Raw genomic sequence first — 19896 nt, forward strand, 5'->3', positions numbered from 1 at the left:
ACGCGAAGGGTTTACTGCACTCTTCGTGGTACTCGCCGGTCAGCCCGCGAAACCCATGCGGATCATTCGCAAACCGGATGCGCACTGTGCGCTGGTGCTCGGTTATCGGCGCCTTGCAGCTCGTGCACCACGGACCGTGCGGTTCCTCACCGTGAGGCATTCCATCAAGTGGCATGAGACTTTCCCCCGAAAGACCCGTTTTACCCGGTCACGGTTGCATGGGCGGGGTTTCCTTCCAAGGCAAATTTGGTCGCAGCCGGTCGGGTGTGCACGGTTCTTTTCGCGTTCAGCGTGCGCGACCAGGGCGGGCGCCGTTTTGCGGGAGAAATCCGCATGAGTGATATCCGGTCCTCGGCTGACGGTTTGACTTGGAAGCCATTAAGCGACTGGCGCGTCGTGTTCGACGATCGGGCGGCAGCTCGCAAACGAGTCGGCGGGTAGGAGAGGGCTGATGGAAGGCTGGCTGGTGGACATCACAAAAGCAGTCATTCCGGTCATCGACATGATGGCCTTGCTCATCATCGTCGCCGGCACCATCGAGGCGTTTTTTTCGGGCTTGGTTGTTCTGTTGACGTCACGCGCGGGGCATGAGCGGCGGGACGTTTGGCTGCGCTACGGGCGCTGGCTCGTTGCGGGGCTCACCTTTCAGCTCGCAGCCGACATCATCGAAACGTCGATCACAACCGACTGGGAGTCCGTCGCACGGGTCGGCGCGATCGCTGTGATCCGGACGTTCCTCAACTACTTCCTCGAACGTGATCTGGAGGACGTGCGGCGGCGCCAGGACGCGGATGGCGGACGCATTGGCTTTTCACACGCGGCCCAGGCCGCGCCAATAACAGGAGACTAAACATGCAAGCTTCCCCTGCCGTTTTCCCCCCGGGCTCGGTTAGAATGCGTCCGATGCTGGACGCCCTCGCGCGGAACTGGGGGCTGATCCTGCTGCGCGGGATCCTGGCCATCATTTTTGGCATCCTCACCTTCATCTGGCCCGGCATTACGCTCTTGACGCTCGTGCTTCTCTACGGCGCGTTTGCGTTTGCGGACGGCATTCTTTCGATTGTGGCCGCAATTCGCGGCGGTGCACCGGCTCCGCGCTGGTGGCTCGCTCTCGTCGGAATATTCGGCATCGCTGCCGGTGTTCTGACACTGCTCTGGCCGCAGATCACGGGGCTCGTTCTGCTTTACTTCATTGCTGGATGGGCCATCGCGAGCGGGATCTTCGAGATCGTCGGTGCGATCAAGCTGCGCAAAGAAATCGACGACGAATGGCTTCTGATTGCGAGCGGCGTTCTCGCGGTCGCGTTCGGATGCATGCTGATCGCCTGGCCCGGCGCTGGCGCATTGGCCCTTGTGCTGGTTATCGGCAGCTTCGCGATCTTCTACGGCATTCTTTTGGTCGCCTTTGCGATGCGGCTTCGGAAGCACGCGGAGGTGAAGATTTAGGCTGCTGGCTCAGGACCTAGATGCGTGCGGGACGTCCCATTCGGTCCGCCGCGCAGTTGAGCGAGCAGGTTGGTGGAGCGTCTTAGGCAGAGCTGAGGCGCGACGCGACACGCGGATAACCCGCGTGGAGGACGTTGGACCTGTTGCCAGTGTGTACGGGGCAATTGAACTGGAAGCATTGGAGGCGAGGGCAGACAACCTGGAAAGGATCACGCCATGCCGAACACAGAAGATGACGATCAATTAGTTTCTCACACGGATTTCCAACTCGATCGGAGAAGCGTTCTGCTAAGCAGCGGATCGCTGCTCGCGCTTGCAGCGACGGGCACTGCGACTGCCGAGGCGCAAGCCCCGAAACCCGCAGCAACTCCGGGGGGCGCCGGTGGCAAGCCAAACATCCTCGTCATCATGGGAGACGACGTCGGCTGGTTCAACGTGGGTGCCTATCATCGGGGCATCATGTCCGGCAAGACGCCAAACCTCGACAAGCTTGCCTCCGAAGGCATGCTCTTCACCGACTACTATGCCGAGGCCAGCTGCACGGCGGGCCGCGCGAGCTTCATTACCGGAGAGATTCCATTACGGACAGGTCTGACGACGGTTGGCCAAGCCGGCGCTGACGTCGGTATGCCGGACAAAGCCTGCACCATCGCGACGGCGCTCAAAGAACTGGGTTACGCCACTGGCCAATTCGGGAAAAATCATCTGGGTGACCTCAACAAGTACCTTCCGACGTTGCATGGCTTCGACGAGTTCTTCGGTTACCTTTATCACTTGGACGCCATGTCGGACCCCTACTGGTACTCGTTCCCGAACGATCAGGCGTATCGAGACAAAGTCGGGCCGCGCAATATCGTCCATTCGTTTGCATCAGACACCGACGACACGACCGAGCAGCCGCGTTGGGGCAAAATCGGCCAACAAAAGATCCTGGATGAAGGCCCGCTGGCGCCCTATCCCGACATGTCCAACATTCAGAACATGCACGACATCAAGCCCAAGGCCAAATACGACATGGGCACGTTCGACGAGGTGCTGGTTAAGGCGTCGAGCGACTTCATGGACAAGGCCAAGAGGGACGGCAAGCCGTTCTTCGTCTGGCACAATGCGACGCGCATGCATGTGTGGACGTTCCTGGCGCCGAAGTATCAGGCGCTGATGAACAGCGAGACCAACTATGGTCTCGAGGAAGCAGGAATGGCGCAGATCGACGACAGTGTCGGCGCCCTCTTGAAGCACCTGGAAGATATAGGTGAAGCCGACAATACCATCGTTGTCTTCACGACCGATAACGGTGCGGAAGTGTTCACATGGCCAGACGGAGGAATGACCCCGTTCAAAGGCACCAAGGGAACGGTTATGGAAGGCGGCTTCCGCGCGCCGTGTATCGCCCGCTGGCCGGGACACATCAAGCAGGGCACTATCGAGAACGGCATCTACTCTGCCCTGGATTGGTTCCCCACTCTCGTGGCAGCTGCCGGAAATCCCGGCATCACCGACCAACTCCTGAAAGGTGTGAAGCTCGGCGAGCGTAGCTACAAAAATCACCTCGATGGCTACAACCAGCTCGACCTTCTCGAAGGCAAAGGACCGTCTGCGCGCCATGAATTCTTCTATTTCGGCGGGCCGCATCTCGGTGCAATTCGCATCGACAACTTCAAATACCAGTTCTACCAGCAGCCCCAAGGTTGGCCCGGCGCCAAGATCACGACCGACATGCCTGTCATGGTCAACATTCGTCAGGATCCGTTCGAGCGAACGCCTTCGATCGGAGAGCAAAGCCTCAACGATCTCGGCGGCGGGTACATGAATGACTTCTACGCCCGAGAATTCTGGCGCTTCGTGAGCGTTCAGCAGGAGGTCGAGAAATTGGCCAAAACTGCGATCGAATATCCGCCGATGCAAGACCCAGCTTCCTTCAACCTCGATGCGGTGAAGAAGATGGTCGATGCAGCGGTCAAGAACAGGATGGGTCAGTAGGAACGGCACAATGCCGGGCGGTCCGGAGCGGCCGCCCGGTGTGCAGCGAAGTGCAAACTGCAATTGTTGCCTGGGAAGTGCTTATAATTCGGAGACCTGAATGGACGTTCTCAACTGGTCCCTGGCTCGACGGACACTCTTCGCTGCATTTTTCGCCGTTGTCACGGCGTTTGGGTCCGGTGTCGTCTCGGCGGAAGATGCGAAGCGCGACACGCTGCCGTCCTGGAACGATACGGCACCGAAACAGGCCATCGTCGACTTCGTGTCACGAGTCACAAAGGAGGGAGGCGCGGACTATGTGCCTCCCCCGGAACGTATCGCGGTTTTCGACAACGACGGGACACTTTGGGCGGAACAGCCGGTCTACTTTCAACTCGCGTTTGCCATAGACCGCATTGCGGCCCTGGCACCGGAGCATCCGGATTGGGAAAAAACGCCGCCGTTCGAAGATATCCTGAAAGGTGATCTCAAAGCTGTTGCGGCCTCGGGCGAGCATGGGTTGCTTGAGATTATTGCGGCGACGCACTCAGGAATGACGACGGAAAAGTTCGCGGCGATCGTCGACGGGTGGCTCGCTCGCGCGCAGCATCCACGCTTTCATCGGCTCTACACGGACCTCGTTTATCAACCGATGCTGGAGCTGCTCGTGTATTTGCGGGCGAATGGCTTCAAGACCTTCATCGTTTCTGGCGGCGGCGTCGAGTTCATGCGCTCCTTCGCCGATCGCGTCTACGGTATTCCTCCCGAGCAGGTCGTCGGCTCGTCTGGCGTCGTGAAGTTCGAGATGCCTGCCGACGGCAAGCCCGTCCTCATGAAAGAGCCCAAGGTTGAGTTCGTCGATGACGGGCCTGGGAAGCCGGTTGGCATCAACAGGTTTATCGGGCGGCGGCCGATCTTCGCCTTCGGCAACTCAGACGGCGACCTTCAGATGCTTCAATGGACGGCTGCGGGTGGTGGATTGCGCTTCATGGGGCTCGTTCACCACACCGATGCAGAACGCGAGTGGGCCTACGACCGGCATTCGGCCGTCGGCAAGCTCGACAAGGCACTCGACGAGGCGACAGCCAAGGGCTGGACGGTCGTCGATATGAAGACGGACTGGAACGTAGTGTTTCCGCCCGAACGTTAATGAGTGAGGACGTGTAATGGCCTTTTTCCCCACAATGAGATTGAGTAGCACTTCGTTGATTGCAACAGCTTGTATTGCCTCTTTCGCGTTCCCTGGCGCACTGCGTGCGCAATCCGTGACGGCTGAGGAAGCGCGTGCCATTGCAGCAGATGCGTACGTTTACTTCTACCCGATCGTCACGATGGACGTGACGCGCAAGCAGCTTACCAACGTCGAGGCCGGACAATCGGAAATCGGTGGTCCGATGAACGAGTTCGCAAACGTAAAGACGTTTCCGACCGCGGATATGAAGGCCGTTGTACGGCCCAACTTCGATACGCTTTATTCAAGCGGATGGGTCGATCTCACGAAAGAGCCGGTCGTCGTATCAGCTCCCGATACGGGTGGCCGGTACTACCTACTTCCGATGCTCGACATGTGGACCAACGTGTTTGCATCACCCGGTTGGCGGACCACCGGTACTCAAGCGGCCAACTTCCTGGTTACGCCGCCGGGCTGGGACCCGAGCCTTAGACAGAAAATGATCGAGAAGTTCCGCCTTCCCGCGGATATCCAATACATTGACGCGCCGACGCCCTACGTATGGATCATCGGCCGCACCAAGACGGACGGACCCGCTGACTACGACGCCGTGCACAAGATCCAGGCCGGCTACAAAATCACGCCGCTCTCCGAGTGGGGCAAGACGCCCAAGCCGGCTGTTGTGAAGATCGATCCGTCAGTCGACATGAAGACGCCTCCCAAAAAGCAGGTCGATACCATGTCCGGGTCGCAATTTTTCGCCTACGCCGCCGAACTCCTGAAGCTTCATCCTCCGCACATCACCGATCAGCCGATCGTCGCCCAGATGCGCCACATCGGTATCGAGCCCGGGAAGGCATTCGACTTTGCTAAGCTCGATCCAGACGTTCAGAAGGCGCTCGAGAGCGCACCCCAAGACGGCCAAAAACTGATGGCGTGGAAGGTTCCGACGCTTGCCCGCGTCGAGAACGGCTGGTCCATGAACACGGATACGATGGGCGTTTATGGGAACTACTATCTGAAGCGCGCTATCGTCGCCCAGGAGGGGCTGGGCGCCAACCTTCCTGAGGATGCAATCTATCCGCTCAACCTCGCCGATAAAGCGGGCAAGCCGCTCGATGGAGCGAACGCCTATACGATCCACTTCGACAAGGAGACTATCCCACCAGTGAAGGCCTTCTGGTCCGTTACACTTTACGACCCTGAGGGCTTCCAAGTCGCGAATTCTCTGAATCGCTTTGCCGTGTCGAGCTGGATGCCATTCCAAAAGAACGCGGACGGTTCACTCGATCTCTACATTCAAAACGAGAACCCCGGCGCAGGCAAGGAAGCGAACTGGCTGCCTTCACCGAAGGGGCCATTCAATCTCACCATGCGCCTTTATGCGCCGGAGTCCGATGCCCTCACCGGTAGATGGAATCCTCCGCCGGTAGTCCGTGGAGAGACGGCCGCGGTTGGCGCGGGCACCGGGACGGAAGGGCGTCAATAATATCCGAAGAGATGTGAGCCTGAGAGGTGCTGTCATGAAAACGAAGGCCAATGCTTCTCCTGCTGCCGCAAAAGTGCAAACCGGAACGCCCGAGGTTCTTCCTCGGGCGGATTTCCACTTTCCGGGCGAGATCGGGCGCACCTACTTGGAGTCCGATCCCGCGCAGTTTCCGCAGCCTGTGTCCGCACCAAAGGGCGCGCCCAACATTCTGTTGATCCTCATTGATGATTGCGGGTTCGGGCAATTCGGCACGTTCGGGGGCGGGATTCCGTCGCCGACGATGGACAAGCTGGCGGCGGAAGGGTTGCGCTACAACCACTTCCACACCACGGCGCTCTGCAGTCCCACGCGTGCGGCACTGATCACGGGCCGCAATCATCACTCGGCGTCCTTCGCCGGTATCACGGAGCTCGCAACCGGATATGACGGCTATACGTGCATCCTGCCGCGAAGCTGCGGCACGGTGGGCGAGGTCTTACGCCAGAACGGATACATGACGGCGTGGATCGGCAAGAACCACAACACGCCGCCGTGGGAGACGAGCGTGGCCGGACCGTTCGATCGCTGGGCCAATGGTCTCGGCTTCGACTACTTCTACGGGTTCAACGCCGGCGACATGAACCACTGGAATCCGGTTCTGTTCGAGAACCGCAATCTCGTTCCGGCTTCCAGCGATCCCAACTATCACCTGACCACCGATCTTGCCGACAAGTCGATCGCATGGGTGCGCCAGGCCAAGAGCATAGCGCCGGATCGGCCCTATTTCCTCTACGTGGCGACGGGCGCGACGCATGCGCCTCATCACACCCCTGACGATTGGATCGCGAAGTTCAAGGGCAAGTTCGACGGCGGCTGGGACGCGTATCGTGAGGCGACCCTGGCACGGCAGAAGAAGCTTGGCGTGGTGCCGAAGGACGCGAAGCTGACGGAGCGCTCCAAGGGCCTGCCGGCTTGGGATAGCTTGAATGCGGACCAAAAGCGCCTGTACGCGCGCATGATGGAAGTGTTCGCGGGCTATGCCGCCCACTGCGACTATGAGTTGGGCCGCGTCGTGGAGGCCTGCAAGGCGCTGCCCGACGCCGACAACACGCTTATCATCTACATTGCCGGAGACAATGGTGCGAGCGCGGAGGGCGGTCTCGAAGGCTCGCTCTGCGAAAACATGTTCTTCAATGGATTTGCGGAAAAGTGGCAAGACAACATCAAGGTCATCGACGAGCTAGGCGGGCCGAAGCATTTCAATCACTTCCCGTCCGCTTGGGCGCACGCCATGAACACGCCGTTCCAGTGGACGAAACAGGTGGCCAGTCACTTCGGCGGCACGCGCAATCCGCTGATCATCTCGTGGCCCGCACGCATCAAGGAAAAGGGCGGTCTGCGCGAGCAGTTCCTGCATACGATCGACATCGTGCCCACGATCTATGAGGTGTGCGGCATCACCGCTCCCACTGAGCTCAACGGCGTGCAGCAGAAACCAATCGAAGGCATCAGTTTCGCGTTCACATTCGAGGATGCGAAGGCTGAGAGCAAACGGAAGACTCAGTATTTCGAGCTGGCCTGCAACCGTGGGCTCTATCACGATGGATGGATGGCTTCGTCGCCATCCTTTGTCCCGTGGGATCCGAACCGTCAGGATTGGGATCCCGACAAGGCGCCGTGGGAGCTTTATAATGTCGACGAGGACTTCTCGCAGGCGAACGATCTTGCCAAGAAGTTTCCCGAGAAGCTGCGGCAGCTCCAGGACATGTGGTGGGTGCAGGCAGCGAAGTACCAGGTGCTGCCTCTTGATTGGCGCGGCACCATCCGCATGAATGCCGAAGCGATGGGCCGCCCGAGCCTTATTCGCGGTCGTACGACGATGACGTACTACCCTGGCACTATCGGGCTACCCGACGCTGCATCGCCGTCGATGTGCAACAAGTCCTGGACGATCACCGCCGACATCGAGGTGCCGGACGGCAAGGCCGAGGGCATGATCGTGACGCATGGGGGGCTGGAAGGTGGCTACGGGCTCTACCTGCGCGACGGAAAGCCTGTGTTTGTCTACAACTTCCTCAGCGTCGAGCGAACGACGTTCGCTGCGGAGAAGCCACTGCCCAAAGGCAAGACGGCGCTCGCCGTCAACTTCGACTACGACGGCGGCGGCATGGGCAAGGGCGGCACCATCACGATGACCGCCAATGGCAAGAGCATCGCGCAAGGTCGGCTTGCGCGCACCATCCCAATCCAGTTCTCGCTGGGTGAAGGGCTCGATGTCGGGATGGATATCGGCTCGCCGATCGATTTCACCTACACGCTGCCGTTCGCGTTCACCGGAAAGATCGAGAAGGTGACGATCGAGCTTCGGCCGGAGAAGGAGGCTGCGACGAAGCCGAAGAAAGCTGCTTGAAGCATCGCGCATCCGAGGCGCGATTTCGATCGCGCCTCAAGGCACTCAACGGGAGGCATTGATATGAAGCTGGGTTCTGTCGCAGTTGCGGTGACTGTTCTACTCGCGTCCGCCGTGGCCGCTCGCGCCGAAGCGCCTGCCGTGCCAGTCACCGTCGACAATTTCGTTCGGGCGGAGTCGGACGTCTATCTCCAAAACATCAGCAAAGAATACGGCTTCGGCAAGATTGCGCACACGCGCGAGCCTGCGCCGATCGACAATCAGACCGTCATCCGGCTGAACCGCGACACGCTCTATTCCGCCGGAGTGTTCGACCTCGACGCCGGCCCGGTGACGATTACGCTACCTGATGCCGGCGATCGCTTCATGTCCCTGCAGGTTATCAATCAGGATCACTACGTGGTTGGCGTGTACTACGGTGCCGGCTCCCACACGTTCGATAAGGAAAACGCGGGCACACGTTACATCGCGACGGCATTCCGCACGCTGGTCGACCCGAACAATCCCGAAGATCTGGAGAAGGTGCACACCCTTCAGGACGCCATCAAGGTTGAGCAGACCGGCGGCCCTGGCAAGGTCGAGATGCCGAACTGGGACCCAGTCAGCCAGAAAAAAGTACGTGACGCGCTTCTCGTTCTTGCAACGACGATGCCCGATTTCAAGGGCGCGTTCGGTGCAAAGGGGCAGGTCGATCCGGTTCGTCATCTGATCGGCAGTGCCGCCGCTTGGGGTGGGAATCCAGACAAGGACGCGACCTACCTCAACATCACGCCGAAGCAGAACGACGGCAGCACCATCTACGCGCTCGATGTGAAGGACGTGCCGGTCGACGGCTTCTGGTCTGTCAGCCTCTACGACGCCAAGGGCTACTATGAGAAGAATGCGTACAACGCCTACACCCTGAACAACATCACCGCGAAGAAGAGCGAAGACGGTTCGATCAAGATTCAGTTTGGCGGCTGCGACGGGAAGATCCCGAATTGCCTGCCGACCATGCCGGGCTGGAACTACACGGTGCGCCTCTATCGCCCGCGTGCTGAAATTCTGGACGGCTCTTGGAAATTCCCCGAGCCGAAGCCGATGCTCGGCACCGCGGCGGAGGGAACCGGGGGCGGCGAAGGGAAGTGAGCCATGTCCTTCATCGACTACTTTGCGTGCTTCGTTCTGATCTTCCTCCTGGCGACGGGTGTTGCGATCTTCGTCGCGATGGGCATGGCACCCGGCTACATCGCCAGACAACGCAATCATCCTTGGGCCACCGGAGTTGAGGTGGCAGGCTGGGTTACGCTGATCTGTGGATTCGTTCTTTGGCCACTGTCGCTCATCTGGGCCTTCGTCGACGTGCCGCGGCGGGAGGCCCAGAAATGATCGTCTTCCTGTTCAACATCTATCTGCTGATCCTCTTTCTGCTGGTGCACTTCAAGGTCATCTCTTTCAATCTTTTCTGGAAGCTGTCGCCGGTCCTGGTGTTCGTACTGCTCAACATCGGGCTCTTCATTCCGATGGGGTGGGGCGCTCCGTCCGGGCCGTTGCTGTTGACGCGACACTCCGTGCAGATCGTGCCTGACGTGGCTGGAGAGGTGATCGACGTTCCCATCCAGCCCAATGTCGCCATCAAAGCAAACGATGTGCTGTTCCGCATCGACCCCGCTCCGTTCAAGGCCCAGGTCGATGCGCTCGATGCCCAGCTCAAATTTGCCGAGCTGCGGCGCGAGCAGTTCACAACGCTTCAGCGTGGCGACGCCGGGCGCGCTTTCGACGTGCAACAGCGTGAGTCCGAAGTGCAGCAGCTGAAAGCGCAACTCGACGGCGCGCGCTGGAACCTCGACAAGACGACGGTTCGCGCTCCGACCGACGGCTACGTGACAAACCTGGCACTGCGCAAAGGCGCGCGTGTCGCGAATTTTCCGCTGTCGCCTGTGATGGCATTTATCGATACGTCGGAGTCAATTGTCTCCGCTGAGATCGCGCAAAATCACGCGCGCTACATCGAGCCGGGGCAGTCCGTCGAGGTGACGTTCAAGATGTTCCCAGGTCACATCTACAAAGGCCGCGTCGAGAGCGTGCTGCAAGCGATTTCTACCGGCCAGGTAAAGCCCTCCGGTTTTGCGGTAACGCCGCCGAGTGAAGTTGTGTCGGCGCCGTTCATCGTTCGCATCGCGCTGGATGACGCAGATGTTGCAAAGCGTCTCCCCGCTGGCAGCACCGGAGCCGCTGCGATCTTTACCGAGCATGTGAAGGTCACACACGTAATTCGAAAAGTCATGCTGCGCATGCAGGCGATCTTCAACTACATCAATCCGTTTTGATGCTCGGGGGCGAGCCAACGTAGGGAAGGGGGAGAACGAGAAGGAGCCAAGTGATGGCTAAGAGATTTGCGATTGGTTTCCTGGCAGCGCTCCTGGTTTTGACGCAGGCAGCGCTCACGCCGGGCTTTGCCGACGATGACAAGTACTCCAAGCAGCAGCTGGATCAGATGCTGGCGCCGATCGCGCTCTATCCCGACGACCTTCTGACGAATGTGCTGATGGCTTCGACCTATCCCCTGGATATCGTCGCGGCAGATCGCTGGCGGCGCGATCCCCAGAATGCCAAGCTCAAGGGCGAGGCTCTGACAAAGGCGCTCGAGAGCAAGGATTGGGATCCGAGCATCAAGGCGCTCGTGCAGTTCCCCGACGTTCTTAAAATGATGAGCGACAAGCTCGACTGGACGCAGACGCTTGGTGAAGCGTTTCTGGCGCAGCAGAGCGATGTCATGGATGAGATCCAACTTCTGCGTGGAAAAGCCGACGAAGCCGGAAACCTCAAGAGCACGAAGCAGCAGAAGGTTGTGAAGGAGAGTGGCTCCAACGCGCAGCCGATCTACATCATTGAACCAGCCAATCCCGAGACAGTTTATGTGCCGGCGTATGAGCCGAGCGTCTACGGGTCGTGGTGGTATCCCGACTATCCACCCTATTACTGGGGTTATCCGGGGGCCCGTTACGTCGATGGCTGGTTCTGGGGAGCGGGCGTCGCAATCGCAGGCGGCATATGGGGTTGGAACCACTGCGACTGGCACCATCGCGACATCGATATCGATGTGAACAAGTGGAACAACATCAACGTCAACAAGAACAGGGTCATTTCCAACAAGTGGCAACACGATCCTGGGCACCGCGGGCCGGCGCCGTACAAAAACAAGGACGTGCGCGACAAGTTCCAGCAGGCGGATCGTGGCAAGATCGGCAAGGACGACTTTCGCGGGCGTGACCGGCAGGAGGTTCAAGATCGGCTAAAGGACACCGATCATTCGCGCATCGACAACCGAGCGGGACAGGGTGCGCGAGACAAGGTCGGTGATCGCGGGAGTGGCGGTGGGCCGGGAGACAAGGTCAAGGACCGTTCGCCCGGTGGCAACGCCAAGGATCGTGCGGACAATCGTCCGCAGCAGAAGGGCGGCGCCAAGAACGTCAATCGCAAAGCCGACCGTCCTCAGGCAAAAAAGCCATCGCCGGGCGCGCTGAATGTGAAACGCGGAACGGATGTGCGGCGCGACGCTGCGCGTGGGCACGCGAGCCGGGTTTCGATGGCAAGCCGGCCAAATGTCAGCCGCGGTGGCGGCGGGCCTCGCGGGGGAGGCGGACGCGGAGGTGGCGGCCGCCGCCGCTAAGTTCGTGTGGTGCGCAATCAAGGTCTGTTGGAGGTCTCCATGCTCCTCAAGATGAAAAATTCAAATCAACGTCATCCGGTTCTGGTCACGACAGCGGCTCTGGCGCTTGCGCTTTCGTTGTCCGGGGCCGCGTCGGCTCAGGGCACCTATTCTTCGCCGCAGGAGGCGGTCGATGCACTGGTGGCCTCGGTGAAATCGGGGAGCGTAGCGGATATTGTTGCGGTGCTAGGTCCGGAAGGGCAAGGGCTTGCGAGCTCCGGCGACCCGGTGGCGGATGCGTCGGTGCGCGAGCGCTTCGTTTCTGCCTACGATGAGGCGCATCAGTTGCATAAGTTTGGTGATGAGCCGCTAACACTCTACATCGGCCACGAGGACTTTCCGTTTCCGATCCCGCTCGTCGAGGAAGCTGGAAAATGGCACTTCGATACCGCGGCGGGAGCGGAGGAGATTTTAGACCGGCGCATTGGTGAGAATGAGCTTGCTGCGATACAGGTGTTGCGCTCCTCGGTTGATGCGCAGCGTGAGTACGCAGAAACCGATCATGACGGGAAGGGTGTCCAGTACGCGCGGCGCCTTCTCAGCAGTGAGGGCAAGATGGACGGACTCTACTGGCCGACGGCTGAAGGGGAGCCGGAAAGTCCGCTCGGTCCGCTCGTCGCTGAGGCGCGCTCCGAGGGGTACAAGGCCCGGCAAGGTGGCCCGACGCCCTACCACGGCTATTTCTTCCGCGTCCTTTCCGGGCAAGGTAAGGATGCGGCCGGTGGTGCACGAGACTACATCGTGCACGGGCGCATGATCGGCGGGTTCGGTTTGATTGCCGTCCCGGCGGAGTATGCCAATTCTGGCGTGATGACCTTCATAGTCAATCAGGATGGCGTCGTGTACCAGAAGGATCTCGGGCCTCGCACGGGTGCGATCGCTTCTGGCATCACAGCATTTGATCCCGATACCTCATGGTCCCAAGTGCTGGACTAGAAGGTTAGCTCTCGTTCAGAAGCCAGTTGCGATAGGTCTCCGATGGAGTCGCGCTATCTCCGAAGATGGTCGAGGTCGTGCGGGGGGCTGAGGACTCGATCTCGCTGAATTGTTTCGTCTTTCTAGTGTCTTGCAATTGGTGTCTTGGCAAACGGCAAATTGTGATCACATTATGCGCTTCTCTTTCTGCAATGGCCTGGGTCGGTCGACGTGGATGGAAGGGCAGGTGATTTGAAATGGATACGGCAACACTCGAGTCCGGGTCGATGAGCGCGGCGGCGTTTTCCGCTTTCGCATGGGACGATCCTCTCCTGCTCGACGATCAACTCTCCGATGACGAGCGGCTCATTCGCGACACGGCGCGTGCCTATGCTCAGGACAAGCTTCAGCCGCGCGTGATCGAAGACTTTGCGAAGGAAGCCGCCGATCGCTCGATCTTTCGGGACATGGGCGAACTCGGACTTCTCGCATCGACGACGCCGGTCGAATATGGTGGCTCGGGTGCGAGCAATGTGGCGTACGGGTTGATTGCGCGCGAGGTCGAGCGTGTCGATAGCGGCTATCGGTCGATGCTGTCCGTGCAATGCTCGCTCGTCATCTATCCGATCTTTGCGTACGGCTCGGACAGCCAGCGCCGCAAGTATCTCCCGAAGCTGGCCTCCGGGGAATGGATTGGCTGCTTTGGCTTGACCGAGCCCAATGCGGGTTCGGATCCCGGGGGCATGACGGCGCGTGCCGAGAAGGTGGATGGTGGTTACCGTCTGACCGGCACCAAGACCTGGATTTCCAATGCGCCGATTGCCGATGTGTTCATCGTTTGGGCGAAGTCGGAGGCGCATGGGGGACGAGTGCGCGGTTTCGTGCTCGAGAAAGGCATGCCGGGCCTCAGCGCGCCAAAGATCGCCGGCAAGCTCTCGCTGCGGACGTCGGTGACCGGCGAGATCGTGATGGAGGGCGTGGAGGTTGGCGAAGACGCGCTACTGCCCAACATCGAGGGACTGAAAGGGCCGTTCGGATGCCTCAATCGGGCCCGCTATGGCATTTCGTGGGGCGTGTTGGGGGCGGCGGAGCTTTGCTGGCATGCGGCGCGCCAGTACGGCCTCGATCGCGTGCAGTTCGGGCGACCGCTTGCGCAAACCCAACTCTTTCAGAAGAAGCTTGCGGATATGCAGACCGAAATCGCCCTGGGACTTCAGGCGAGTTTGCGCGTCGGACGCCTCATGGACGAGGGCAAAGCCGCGCCCGAAATGATCTCGCTCATCAAGCGCAACAATTGCGGAAAGGCGCTGGACATCGCGCGGCAGGCTCGCGACATGCACGGGGGCAATGGAATTTCCGAGGACTTTCACGTGATGCGGCACATGCTCAATCTGGAGACTGTGAACACGTATGAGGGCACGCATGATGTGCACGCGCTCATCCTGGGGCGCGCACAAACCGGCTTGCAGGCCTTTTCCTGATGGCGGGACCGCTCGAGGGACTGCGCGTCCTGGAACTTGCCCGTATCCTTGCCGGGCCGTGGATCGGGCAGACGCTCGCTGATCTCGGCGCCGACGTGATCAAGGTGGAAGCGCCTGGCGGCGACGATACCCGCGGTTGGGGGCCGCCGTTTATCGCGCGCGACGACGACCGTTCGGCGGCCTATTTTTATGCCTGCAATCGCGGCAAGCGCTCGGTGGTGCTCGATTTTCGAACGGCGGAGGGGCAGGACGCCGCTCGCAAGCTTGCGGCCCGGTCGGACATTCTGATCGAGAATTTCAAAGTCGGCGGACTCAAAAAGTTCGGTCTCGACTACGAAAGCTTGCGGGCTATCAATCCGCGTCTCATCTACTGCTCGGTGACCGGGTTCGGTCAGGACGGCCCGTACGCACCTCGCGCGGGCTACGACTTCATTATCCAAGGGATGAGCGGCTTCATGGACCTCACCGGCGAGCCGGACCGTGAGCCGCAAAAGATTGGCGTAGCATTGGCGGACATCATTACGGGGCTCTATGGCGTGATCGCTATCGAGGCGGCCGTTGCGCAGCGTGAGCGGACCGGCATGGGTCAGCACATCGATCTGTCGCTCTTGGACTGCATGACGGGTGTGCTCGCCAATCAGGCCATGAATTACTTGGCAAGTGGCGTTGCTCCGAGACGTCTTGGCAATGCGCATCCCAACATTGTGCCGTATCAGGTGTTCTCCGCATCAGATGGCCGGATCATCATTGCGTGTGGCAACGATGGCCAGTTTGCGAACCTCTGCGCCACCCTCGATCTCGCACTCAAGGACGACACGCGTTTCGTTACGAATGCCGACCGCGTGGCCCATCGCGATGACCTGATCCCGCTCATTGAAGCGAAGACACGCAAGCGCACGCGCGCGGATCTTTTGGCGGCCTTCGAGCGGGCCGGGGTTCCAGCAGGCCCGATCAATAGTGTTGCCGATATATTTGCCGATCCTCAGATTGAGCATCGACAACTTGAAATCGCTCCGGGTGGCGTTGCAGGCGTTCGCACGCCGCTTAGCTTTTCGGATGCGACGCTCGTTCTGGATCGTGCGGCGCCGAAACTCGGCGAGCATACGTCGGAGATACTGGCTGAGATCGCGAACTTGTAACGCTGAGCGTCGGAAGTGCGCGCTACCGTGTCCCGCTGATGTATTGCTCGAGCTGCTCGATCACGAACTTCTGGTCGCTGATCGTACTCTTCACGAGATCGCCGATCGATACGAGACCTAGAAGGACGCCGTCATCGACAATCGGCAGGTGTCGAACGAGTTTTGACGTCATCAGTGCCATGCACTGTTCGACGGTATAGTCCGGGCGCGCGCAGATGACGTTCGTCTGCATAATGTCGCGGACGCGTGTCTTCGGAGAGGTCCTGCCCTTCAGGACGATATTGCGGGCATAGTGGCGTTCGGTGATGAGGCCGATGAGCTGATCGTCTTCTATGACGACAAGCGCGCCAATATTCTTTTCGGCCATCTCTTTGACAGCATCGAAGACGCTGGCGTCGGGATGGATGGACCAGATGCTGTTGCCCTTTTGGAGCAAGAGATGGCGCAGTGTGGTCATCGAGCGCGTCCGTTGGCTGCTTCCTAGTTTAGTGGATGCGGAGCCGTTCCGCCAGGGAGCGAGGAGCAAGGTCGATGTCTTGAGGGATAGATCGACCGCCGGCAAAGGACTATGGTCGCCGCCCGGTTCAGTTCGTTCGAAAAGGTCGACTCAGATGGCAAGTTTGCAGGGCAAAGTGGCAGTCGTGACAGGTGTAAGTCATGAGGGGCAGGTTGGGCAGGTCGTCGCCAAGGCACTCGCCGATAGCGGTGCCGCCCTTGCGATATGTGCGCGGACCCAAGCCAACGTGGATGCGCGTGCGGCTGAGCTGCGCCAAGGCGGAGCGCGTGTGCTCGGGATCGCCGGTTCGTTGACCGATGAGAGTGCGGTGCAGCAACTCGTTGAGCGTGTCTTGAAGGAGTACGGGAGGATCGACGTTCTGATCAATCTCGCGGGCGGTCTCACACGCTATAAGCCAGCGGTCGATACGACGCTCGAGGACTGGACGAGCGAGATGAACAACAATCTCCTTACTGCATTCCTGACGTCGCGCGCGGTCTTCCCGCACATGAGCAAGGCGGGCGGTGGCGCTATCGTGAACTTCGCACGTTCTGGTTTGGCGCAAGCGAATATGGTTGCCTACAACTGTGCCAAGGCTGGTGTCGAAGCGCTCACCAGGACATTGGCTTTGGAAGGGCGCGATGCAGGCATTCGGGTCAACGCCGTCGCGCCGGGTCTTGTAGACACGGCGTCAAACGTTGCTGTCATGAAACCAACAGATCTGAAGCACTGGACCAAGCGCGAAGACATCGCGGAGACCGTCGTGTTTCTCGCGTCCGCGGAGAGCGCCGGCGTCACAGGCCAGACCATCGCAGTCACGGGGTGGGGGCTGTAGACGCAGTGCAGCGCGTGCAACCTTAATCATCGCAACAATTTAATAGAGCCGCCTTCTGGCACTCTTGGTTGTGGCTCCTTACCTCGGAGGTATGGGACTGCGAGCCCGTGCTGGGCTCGCGACGTCAACCCGAAGGAGGTTGGCAATGGCAAATGGCACAAAGTTGTCTGCCTACTGGCAGGATGTTCTCAATTGTCTGCTCGGCATCGGGCTCTTCTTTTCCCCTTGGGCGCTTGGATTTGCGGGTGAGCATTTCGCCGCGATGAATGCTCACGTTATTGGAGCGATCATTGCGGTGCTGGCTATCGCCGCCATCCTTGCGTTTCAGGACTGGGAGGAATGGATCAGTGTGGTGCTGGGTGCATGGCTGATCGTTTCACCATGGGTGATGAGTTTCAGCACCGTACGCCCCGCGATGCTCACTCATGTTCTGATCGGCATTGCGACTGTCGTGCTGGCGATCTGGTCGTCGACCGAGCATGGGTCGCATCTGCCTGCCCGTTGACAAGGGTATGAGGGGAAGGTTCCCCTCTCTGCGCGGGGCTAAGCTGTGCATTGGGCTCGCCCGGTGAACCGCTCTGTTGGCGTGTTGACCTGGCGCACGGCCTGTTGCCGACGCGGGAGGCAGTGTGATGCGGCTTGAAGAGACCAAGGGCAGGTTCGGATTCCATCTCACCGGCGGGGTAGACGAACCGCCAGCGGCAAGCGCTAACGTCCAGATCTTCGTAAAATCGAGTGCGCTTAGCCGCTCGGCTGACCTTGCGATTTCGCCTCATCTCATGAGCGCGGTTGAAATCGATCAGTTCGTGGACGAGGCTATTGCGTCTCTTCAAGAAATTCGCCTGGACGCGAAGGCTGCGCTCGCAGGAGCCGCTCCGTCCTGATGCTGCGTTGCGGGCGCCAACGTATCGAGAATATCGAGGAGTGCTGTCATGGATGCGAACACATGGGTGGTTGTCGCGAATGTCGGCGCGTCCGCTCCAGCGGCACGCTCAGACAGCTCCGGCGACATGGAGCAGCTCGAGATGATGGAGTTCGTTTTGATGTCGGAGCATGTGAGCCGGGAGGCCGCGGAGGAGGATGCGATGACACGGCGGGCACAACAGGACGGCTGGACCTACTTGGTGTTGCCGAAGCGTGAATATGGCGCGAGCATGCACGTGCCCGAGCGCGCTGTGTAGCAATCATCGCCTCTGTCGTGATGAGAAGGCTGGCCATGGAGGCGGCATCTCCACCCTTCCATGAGGGGAGCACGTGAGTTGGAAACGGCTCGTTCGGGGCAGAGCCCGCCTCAAGGTAGCGTGTCGAAAAAGAGGTAAAGGGCGGCAATCCGGCCGTCCCGGGCAATGATGAAATCAGTCCCGGCGTATGCCGGCGCTTTTCCAGGGCTACCCGACACCCACCGGATCCGTCCGGCATCGCCCAACTCCTCCGGCGGGGCGATCGGCTGATATCGAAAGTCAGGATGAGCAGCCTTGATCATGCCTGCGATGCGGTGGATCTCGTCGCGGCCTCGATATGCCCCGCTGTTGGGGTCGTGGAAGACTGCGTCTTCGTGGAAGATCGCGTCGACTGCTGCGCGTCGACGCGCCGGGTCGTTTTCACCGAATACATCTTCTAGATTGCGGATCATTAGGGTCGATATGCTGTGGGACATGGTTTATTTCCCTTCGGCATCGCGTATGGCATTGCAATGCCTCGGCCCGAAGCTCGGTTGCAGACTTGGGATGGCGCGCCACAGAGGTGCGCTTGGGGGCCAGGCGCCGGCGCTTCTTGCGGTTCCGATTGGAGCGCAGGAATGCTAGTCAGCTGATTGGAGACATGAAACTCAGTCGCCCGAAGACATGAGCGGGTCGGCGGAGTCGAAAAAATATAGCTGGATGAGCAACTTAAATCATAAATTCTGTGTCGCGCCGATGATGGAGTGGACAGACCGGCATTGCCGGACCTTCCATCGCGTCCTGTCGCGGCATGCGCTGCTTTACACCGAGATGGTGACGGCTGAGGCCGTTTTGCATGGTGATCGGGACCGGCTGCTCGGGTTCGGTGCCGAAGAGCATCCGATCGCGCTGCAGCTCGGCGGGTCGGATCCGGCCAAGCTTGCCGAAGCCGCCACAATCGGTGAGGCGTTCGGCTACGACGAAATCAATCTCAACGTCGGCTGTCCGTCGAGCCGCGTGCAGGAGGGCCGGTTTGGGGCTTGTCTGATGGCGGAGCCGGAACTGGTCGCGGCGTGCGCGCGGGCCATGGCGGACCGCGTGCGGATTCCCGTTACGGTGAAGTGCCGCATTGGCATCGACGACCAGGACAGCGAAGCCGATCTTACGCGCTTCATCGCGACTGTCGCCGACGCCGGCATCACGACCTTTATCGTGCACGCGCGCAAAGCGTGGCTCAGCGGACTGTCACCGAAAGAGAACCGCGAGATTCCGCCGCTCGACTACGGCCGCGTTTACCGGCTCAAGTCCGCTCGGCCCCAGCTCACGATTGCCATCAACGGCGGGATCGAAACGCTCGAGGCGTGCGAAGAGCATCTCAAGCATGTGGATGGCGTGATGGTTGGCCGCGCCGCGTATCAAACCCCTTACATGTTGGCAGAGGTCGATCAGCGCCTGTTCGGCTCGGATGCGCCCGTTCTGTCGCGCGGTGAGGCGCTTCAAAAGTTGCTGCCTTACGTGCGCACGCATCTCGCGCAGGGCGGCCGGTTGAATTCCGTCGTGCGGCATATCCTTGGGCTCTATCACGGACAGCCGCGCGCGCGTTTGTTCCGGCGCCATTTGAGCGAGCACGGGGTGGGCGAAGGGCCGGGACTCGACGTTCTGGAGCATGCCATCGCGCTGGCCGAAGGGCGCGCGCAGATGTCCGGTGCGGTCGCCGCCGAGTAG

General features: G+C 60.1%; 20 protein-coding genes. 18 read left to right on the top strand and 2 right to left on the bottom strand.

Annotation, left to right across the window (positions count from 1 at the left end; all coding sequences use genetic code 11):
* Positions 1–451: 451 nt before the first annotated feature.
* The 13 genes from VHO05_RS16505 to VHO05_RS16565 all read left to right on the top strand — a co-directional run bounded on the left by VHO05_RS16505 (position 452) and on the right by VHO05_RS16565 (position 15680).
* Positions 452–850 carry a DUF1622 domain-containing protein gene (locus VHO05_RS16505; protein ID WP_329647708.1) on the top strand — a complete coding sequence of 133 codons (399 nt, stop codon included), beginning with the start codon at positions 452–454 and terminating at the stop codon, positions 848–850.
* A gap of 2 nt (positions 851–852) precedes the next feature.
* Complete coding sequence (locus tag VHO05_RS16510) at positions 853–1446, top strand: HdeD family acid-resistance protein (protein WP_329647709.1); 594 nt, start codon at positions 853–855, stop codon at positions 1444–1446.
* 216 nt (positions 1447–1662) lie between these two features.
* The gene (locus VHO05_RS16515; RefSeq protein WP_329647710.1) at positions 1663–3426 is read left to right on the top strand and encodes an arylsulfatase; all 1764 of its coding nucleotides are present in this window, start codon (positions 1663–1665) and stop codon (positions 3424–3426) included.
* A gap of 100 nt (positions 3427–3526) precedes the next feature.
* The gene (locus VHO05_RS16520) at positions 3527–4555 is read left to right on the top strand and encodes an HAD family hydrolase (RefSeq protein ID WP_329647711.1); all 1029 of its coding nucleotides are present in this window, start codon (positions 3527–3529) and stop codon (positions 4553–4555) included.
* Between the two features lie 34 nt (positions 4556–4589).
* Entirely contained in the window at positions 4590–6065 is a 1476-nt protein-coding gene (locus VHO05_RS16525) for a DUF1254 domain-containing protein (protein WP_329647712.1), read from the top strand.
* A gap of 34 nt (positions 6066–6099) precedes the next feature.
* Positions 6100–8454 carry an arylsulfatase gene (locus VHO05_RS16530; RefSeq protein WP_329647713.1) on the top strand — a complete coding sequence of 785 codons (2355 nt, stop codon included), beginning with the start codon at positions 6100–6102 and terminating at the stop codon, positions 8452–8454.
* Positions 8455–8517: 63 nt separating this feature from the next.
* Entirely contained in the window at positions 8518–9582 is a 1065-nt protein-coding gene (locus VHO05_RS16535; protein ID WP_329647714.1) for a DUF1254 domain-containing protein, read from the top strand.
* A gap of 3 nt (positions 9583–9585) precedes the next feature.
* On the top strand, positions 9586–9822 hold the full coding sequence (locus tag VHO05_RS16540; protein ID WP_329647715.1) for a DUF3302 domain-containing protein: 237 nt from the start codon (positions 9586–9588) through the stop codon (positions 9820–9822).
* The gene (locus VHO05_RS16545; protein ID WP_329647716.1) at positions 9819–10763 is read left to right on the top strand and encodes an HlyD family secretion protein; all 945 of its coding nucleotides are present in this window, start codon (positions 9819–9821) and stop codon (positions 10761–10763) included. Before VHO05_RS16540 ends, VHO05_RS16545 begins: the two co-directional genes overlap by 4 nt.
* 53 nt (positions 10764–10816) lie before the next feature.
* Positions 10817–12106 carry a DUF3300 domain-containing protein gene (locus tag VHO05_RS16550; protein WP_329647717.1) on the top strand — a complete coding sequence of 430 codons (1290 nt, stop codon included), beginning with the start codon at positions 10817–10819 and terminating at the stop codon, positions 12104–12106.
* Between the two features lie 39 nt (positions 12107–12145).
* Complete coding sequence (locus VHO05_RS16555; protein WP_329647718.1) at positions 12146–13081, top strand: DUF2950 domain-containing protein; 936 nt, start codon at positions 12146–12148, stop codon at positions 13079–13081.
* Positions 13082–13317: 236 nt separating this feature from the next.
* Complete coding sequence (locus tag VHO05_RS16560; RefSeq protein ID WP_329647719.1) at positions 13318–14541, top strand: acyl-CoA dehydrogenase; 1224 nt, start codon at positions 13318–13320, stop codon at positions 14539–14541.
* On the top strand, positions 14541–15680 hold the full coding sequence (locus VHO05_RS16565; RefSeq protein WP_329647720.1) for a CaiB/BaiF CoA-transferase family protein: 1140 nt from the start codon (positions 14541–14543) through the stop codon (positions 15678–15680). Before VHO05_RS16560 ends, VHO05_RS16565 begins: the two co-directional genes overlap by 1 nt.
* Positions 15681–15702: 22 nt before the next feature.
* On the opposite strand, the gene VHO05_RS16570 is transcribed toward VHO05_RS16565, so the two are convergent.
* Positions 15703–16137 (bottom strand): CBS domain-containing protein, encoded by a 435-nt coding sequence (locus tag VHO05_RS16570; protein WP_329647721.1) that lies wholly within the window; start codon positions 16135–16137, stop codon positions 15703–15705.
* A gap of 175 nt (positions 16138–16312) precedes the next feature.
* Between VHO05_RS16570 and VHO05_RS16575 the strand changes: the two genes are divergently transcribed.
* The 4 genes from VHO05_RS16575 (at position 16313) to VHO05_RS16590 (ending at position 18192) form a co-directional block, all read left to right on the top strand.
* Complete coding sequence (locus VHO05_RS16575; protein WP_329647722.1) at positions 16313–17011, top strand: SDR family NAD(P)-dependent oxidoreductase; 699 nt, start codon at positions 16313–16315, stop codon at positions 17009–17011.
* A gap of 145 nt (positions 17012–17156) precedes the next feature.
* Positions 17157–17516, top strand: a complete 360-nt coding sequence (locus VHO05_RS16580; RefSeq protein ID WP_329647723.1) for an SPW repeat protein — start codon at positions 17157–17159, stop codon at positions 17514–17516.
* 127 nt (positions 17517–17643) lie between these two features.
* Positions 17644–17895, top strand: coding sequence for a hypothetical protein (locus VHO05_RS16585; RefSeq protein WP_329647724.1), 252 nt, complete (start codon positions 17644–17646; stop codon positions 17893–17895).
* A gap of 48 nt (positions 17896–17943) precedes the next feature.
* The gene (locus VHO05_RS16590) at positions 17944–18192 is read left to right on the top strand and encodes a hypothetical protein (protein WP_329647725.1); all 249 of its coding nucleotides are present in this window, start codon (positions 17944–17946) and stop codon (positions 18190–18192) included.
* Between the two features lie 110 nt (positions 18193–18302).
* Here the strand turns inward: VHO05_RS16590 and VHO05_RS16595 are convergent, their stop codons facing one another.
* Positions 18303–18668, bottom strand: coding sequence for a nuclear transport factor 2 family protein (locus tag VHO05_RS16595; protein ID WP_329647726.1), 366 nt, complete (start codon positions 18666–18668; stop codon positions 18303–18305).
* A gap of 223 nt (positions 18669–18891) precedes the next feature.
* Here VHO05_RS16595 and dusA point away from each other — a divergent pair, with 223 nt between their 5' ends.
* Complete coding sequence (gene dusA / locus VHO05_RS16600) at positions 18892–19896, top strand: tRNA dihydrouridine(20/20a) synthase DusA (RefSeq protein WP_329647727.1); 1005 nt, start codon at positions 18892–18894, stop codon at positions 19894–19896.

Source organism: Hyphomicrobium sp. (assembly GCF_036262015.1).
Classification (GTDB): domain Bacteria; phylum Pseudomonadota; class Alphaproteobacteria; order Rhizobiales; family Hyphomicrobiaceae; genus Hyphomicrobium_C.